This window comes from Flavihumibacter sp. CACIAM 22H1 (genome assembly GCF_001601815.1).
In the GTDB taxonomy this organism is placed as follows: Bacteria; Bacteroidota; Bacteroidia; order Chitinophagales; family Chitinophagaceae; genus Flavihumibacter.
In genome coordinates this window covers 4408-9420 of the sequence record NZ_LUKG01000118.1, presented here as the reverse complement: position 1 = coordinate 9420, position 5013 = coordinate 4408, and the positions used below count along the sequence as shown (strand labels likewise).

General features: G+C 47.5%; 4 protein-coding genes. 1 reads left to right on the top strand and 3 read right to left on the bottom strand.

Translation table 11 applies throughout. From position 1 onward, the window contains the following. On the bottom strand, positions 1-1285 hold a 1285-nt coding region (locus tag A1D16_RS20360; protein WP_290713061.1), incomplete at its 3' end, for a DEAD/DEAH box helicase. 99 nt (positions 1286-1384) lie between these two features. Between A1D16_RS20360 and A1D16_RS20355 the strand changes: the two genes are divergently transcribed. Next, positions 1385-2299 carry an S-adenosyl-l-methionine hydroxide adenosyltransferase family protein gene (locus A1D16_RS20355; protein ID WP_290713058.1) on the top strand — a complete coding sequence of 305 codons (915 nt, stop codon included), beginning with the start codon at positions 1385-1387 and terminating at the stop codon, positions 2297-2299. On the opposite strand, the gene A1D16_RS20350 is transcribed toward A1D16_RS20355, so the two are convergent. Next, complete coding sequence (locus A1D16_RS20350; protein WP_290713055.1) at positions 2300-3178, bottom strand: aldose 1-epimerase family protein; 879 nt, start codon at positions 3176-3178, stop codon at positions 2300-2302. 105 nt (positions 3179-3283) lie between these two features. Continuing rightward, positions 3284-4816: an aldehyde dehydrogenase family protein gene (locus A1D16_RS20345; protein WP_290713052.1), complete on the bottom strand. Its 1533-nt coding sequence runs from the start codon at positions 4814-4816 to the stop codon at positions 3284-3286. Positions 4817-5013 lie beyond the last annotated feature (197 nt).

The window sequence follows — 5013 nt, the reverse complement described above, 5'->3', positions numbered from 1 at the left end:
CTTTCACCCTTTCCTCCCTTTTCTCTCCTTTCACCTTCTCCCCCTCTTTTACCCTTTCCCCCCTTTTCTCCCTCTCCACCCTTTCCTCCCTTTTTCCTCTCTGCCCTCCTTTTCCTCTATCCTCTCTTCTCCCTTTTTTTCCCCTTCTACCGGGATTATACTCCGGGCCGGGCCCTAATTCAGCCGGGATCTCAAGTTTCGGCACTTCATTTCCGATCAGCTGTTCAATACGCCCGAAACGCCCCATTTCCTGTTCACTTACAAGAGTAAAGGCTTTTCCATCCTTTTCAGCGCGGGCAGTTCGGCCAATGCGGTGTACATAATCTTCGCCATCATGTGGTACATCATAATTTATAACCACATCAATAGTATCGATATCTATTCCCCGACTCAACACATCGGTGGCAACAATCACCGGAATGCGACCGCTTTTGAATCCCATCAGAATATCTTCGCGTTCTGCCTGCTCCAGGTCCGAATGGATTTCAGCAACGGTAAACTTTGCGCGCTTAAGGGTTTGCGTTAGTTCTTTCACCGTATGCTTACGCGAACAGAAAATTACCAGGCTGCGATGCGGGGTATCCCTGATGATCTGTTGGATCAGGGCATTTTTCTGAGGTTCGTATACAATGTAAGCGCGTTGTACAATTTTCTCCGGCGGACGAGAAATAGCGATATTGACTTCAACCGGATTTTTCAATATTTTTTTTGCCAGGCTACGGATTTTCTCCGGCATTGTAGCAGAAAACAGCAGGCTTTGCCGCTTTTCCGGGAGGTGTCGGATAATACGCATGATATCGTCATGAAATCCCATATCCAGCATACGATCCGCCTCATCCAAAACCAGGAACTGAACTTCGCTAAAATCTACATAGCCCATATTGAGGTGGGCTATGAGTTTACCGGGTGTACAAATCACCAGGTCTACGCCATTTCGGAGAGCCTGTTTTTCCTGCACAAAAGCACCTCCATCGCCCCCGCCATAAATGGCAATGGAACTGATGGGCGTAAAATAGGACAACCCTTCCACATGCTGTGCAATTTGTACGGCCAGCTCACGGGTTGGTACAATGATTACACCACTGGTATGCCCGGCATGCCGATGTTCAATTAGTTTGCTTAGTATGGGTAAAAGAAAGGCAGCTGTTTTGCCGGTTCCGGTTTGGGCAGATGCGATCAGATCTCTACCTTCTAAAATGGATGGCATAACCTGTTCCTGTACAGGTGTTAGGGTAACATATCCGGATGCGTCGATTCCTTCCATTAGTCCCGGATCCAGATTCAATTCATTAAACTTCACTTGTAAAACACATTTCGATGAACCGTAAAGATAGTGCAATTGGGGCCAGCTTTCTACTAACTTTATCGGGCATAATACTTACCCATGGTACGTTTCCTTCTACTTGCGTTTTTCTGCTGGCCACCTGGTTACAGACTCTTTGCCCAGCAAGCAGTGCTGGTATATCAGACAGATTTCGGTCTAAAGGACGGGGCGGTGGCCGCCATGAAAGGGGTTGCCTACGGCGTATCCGCCGAGCTGGCCCAGTTCGACCTCACCCATGAAATACCCCCTTACGATATCTGGCAGGCCGCCTACCGGCTTCGGCAAACGGTTCCTTATTGGCCAGCGGGCACCGTTTTTGTATCCGTAGTAGACCCCGGCGTAGGATCAGATCGACGCTCGGTAGTGGCAAAATTAAAAACCGGACAGTTTATTGTAAGTCCAGACAATGGTACCCTAACCCTACTGGCACTGGAAATCGGCATTGATTCGCTCCGAATGATAAACGAGTTAGATAATCGGTTGCCGGGCTCTTCCGATTCCTATACATTTCATGGCCGGGATTTGTACGCTTACACAGCTGCCCGATTGGCCGCAGGCCAACTTTCATTTACAGCAATCGGTCCCTTATTACAGCCCGATGCCGTGATTAAACTCCCTTTTCAACAAGCGCGGATAGATGGGAAAAAGCTGCTGGGTAGTATCCCGGTACTGGATCCGCAATACGGTAATATCTGGACCAATATACCCCAAGCGTTGGTGGCTGAAAAAGGGATCAGTTATGGCGATCGGTTGTTAGTATCAGTTAGTAAAGCGGACCAGCAATTATACAGGGATACTGTTTATTTCGGCGCCACTTTTTCTGCAGTGCCCGAAGGCAAGCCGGTGGCCTACTTAAATAGCCTGCTCCATTTAGCGTTCGGCATTAACCAGGGAAATTTTTCACAGGCTTTTGCAATTGGATCCGGACCAGGCTGGGAGGTGACGGTAGAAAAAATCCCTGCCAAAAACCGGTAATCAAAACAGCGTTACGGTCCATTTTCTTTCGAAAATTGCCTGGGGCTGTAGGCGAATGACGCCTTCTTTCTGTTCTAACTGCTGGTTGTGCTGAACCGAATCAGCGATTCCGCACCAGGGTTCGAGGCAAACAAAGGGGGCATTGGGTGCAGCCCAGATACCGAAGAAAGGGAAATCCTCAAAACGAAAATCCAGTCCATGTGCATGTTTATGGGAACGGAGGCTGATTTGCGTATCAGGTAAATTTTTTAATACGATGGCATCTTCCTGAAACAGGCGTTTATCGAGCTGTAGCCGGCGGTTGCTTAAGGGTATAGCTGCTGTTTCTTCACCAATCAAGCCTTTATCTAACCTGAACGGCTGGAGACTGTCTGACTTATCGAATTGAAGATAATAATCTGTATATGCTGAACTGCCGGAAAATGTTTCCTGGGGAACAGCGAATGCCGGATGGGCACCCAGGGAAAAATAAAGATCTTCTGACCCCGGATTGGTGACCATATAAGCGCAGGCCAGAAGATTTTGGTGCAGGGTATACCTTACTACCAATTGAAAAGAAAAAGGAAATACTTCTTTGGTGGAGGCATCATCGGTAAGCAGGAAGCTGGCGCTATCGTTTGTTTGCTGAATACATTCGAAATTTTTTTCCCTGGCGAAACCGTGGCGGGGAAGCGAGTACGTATGATTTTTATAGAAATAGGTATTTTCTTTCAGGGTTCCTACAATGGGAAAAAGGATGGGTGAAAACTTACCCCAAAAAGCGGGATCTCCGCTCCACAAATAATTGATTCCGGAAGGTACTGCTTTCAATTCCTGCAGCTCAGCACCGATGGTATCAATAACTGCTCTAATCGCTTCGTTTTCAAGTGTAATTTTCATGGGGTAAAGATAAGGTGTCAGACACCAGTTCCAACACGTATCTGACACCTTACAGAAGACGCCAGGTTCCCGCAGGAAACCCGGCGCTCCTTATGGTTTCAACTGTTAGAAAAAACCTAGCTTGGATTGGCTGTAACTGATCAGCATATTTTTAGTTTGCCGGTAATGATTCAGCATCATTTTATGCGTTTCGCGTCCAAAGCCGGATTTTTTATAGCCGCCAAATGGTGCATGCGCCGGGTAATGATGGTAACAGTTTACCCAAACCCGACCAGCCTGAATTGCTCGCGGCACCTGATAAAGTTCATGGGCATCGCGGGTCCATACCCCAGCGCCCAACCCATACAGGGTATCATTCGCGATAGAAATTGCCTCTTCCACTGTTTTAAAGGTGGTAACAGACACAACCGGACCAAAAATCTCTTCCTGGAAAACCCGCATTTTATTATGTCCGCGGAAAATGGTGGGCTGCACATAGTAGCCATGTTCCAGTCCGGAGTTAATGTGGAATGGGCCGCCGCCACATAAAACCTGGGCACCTTCCTGCTTGCCGATATCAATATAGTTAAGAATTTTATGGTATTGATCCTCTGAAGCCTGCGCTCCCATCATAGTGTCGTCTGCCAGCGGGTTACCCATTTTTATGGCTTGCGTACGTCGTACGACTCGCTCCATAAATTTTTCATAAATATCTTCCTGTACTAAAATTCTTGATGGACAGGTGCAAACCTCTCCCTGGTTTAGGGCAAACAGCACAGCACCTTCTACTGCTTTATCAAAAAACGCATCGTCGGAATCCCCTACAGAGGAGAAAAAAATATTGGGACTTTTTCCACCCAGTTCCATCGTTACCGGCACTAGGTTTTCCGAGGCATATTGCATAATCAGTTGTCCGGTTGTAGTTTCACCGGTGAAGGCAACTTTACTGACCCTCGGAGAGGTAGCCAATGGTTTACCCGCTTCCAAACCAAATCCTGTTACAATATTTAATACTCCGGCGGGTAGCAGGTCTCCGATCAGTTCCATAAGGCACATAATACTGGTAGGGGTTTGTTCGGCCGGCTTAACCACCACACAACAGCCCGCTGCCAGTGCCGGTGCTATTTTCCAGGCGGCCATCAGCACGGGAAAATTCCAGGGAATAATTTGCGCCACTACCCCGATCGGTTCATGCAGGTTGATACTTACAGTTGTTTCATCATGTTCGCTGATACTGCCTTCCTCCGAACGGATCACGCCGGCAAAATAACGGAAATGATCCACTACCAGGGGTAGATCTGCGGCCCTTGTTTCGCGGATAGCTTTGCCATTATCGATGGTTTCTACCCGGGCCAGGTATTCCAGGTTATCTTCAATAACCTGTGCAATTTTCAGCAGGATATTACTGCGTTGGGCAACACTTGTTTTTGACCATTTTGGGAAGGCGTCCCAGGCCGCATCAATAGCCTTTTCAATATCAGGCGCCGTTCCTCTGGCCGCCTGCGTAAACGGTTTTCCGTCGATGGGGGAGATATTGGTAAAATAAAGACCGTTGGCAGGAGCTACCCATCGTCCCCCGATATAATGATCGTACCGATCTTTAAAAGAGGGCCTGAGTGCCGGTTTGGAGACGGGTGCCGGAGCTGTAGTTGTACTCATATGGAAGCATTTTTTCGTTATTGAATACCTGAATTTTCAACGATTTCCTGATTGGAGGCCGCACAATCGTATTAATTAATAGCACAATTGTACTTTCTGTTTGCGACAGCTCTTTAATTGGAGTAAATTAGACTATGCCATCAGGTAAACGATTACAGGAAATCCAGCTTACGCATCCGAAGTATTTGCAAACCATG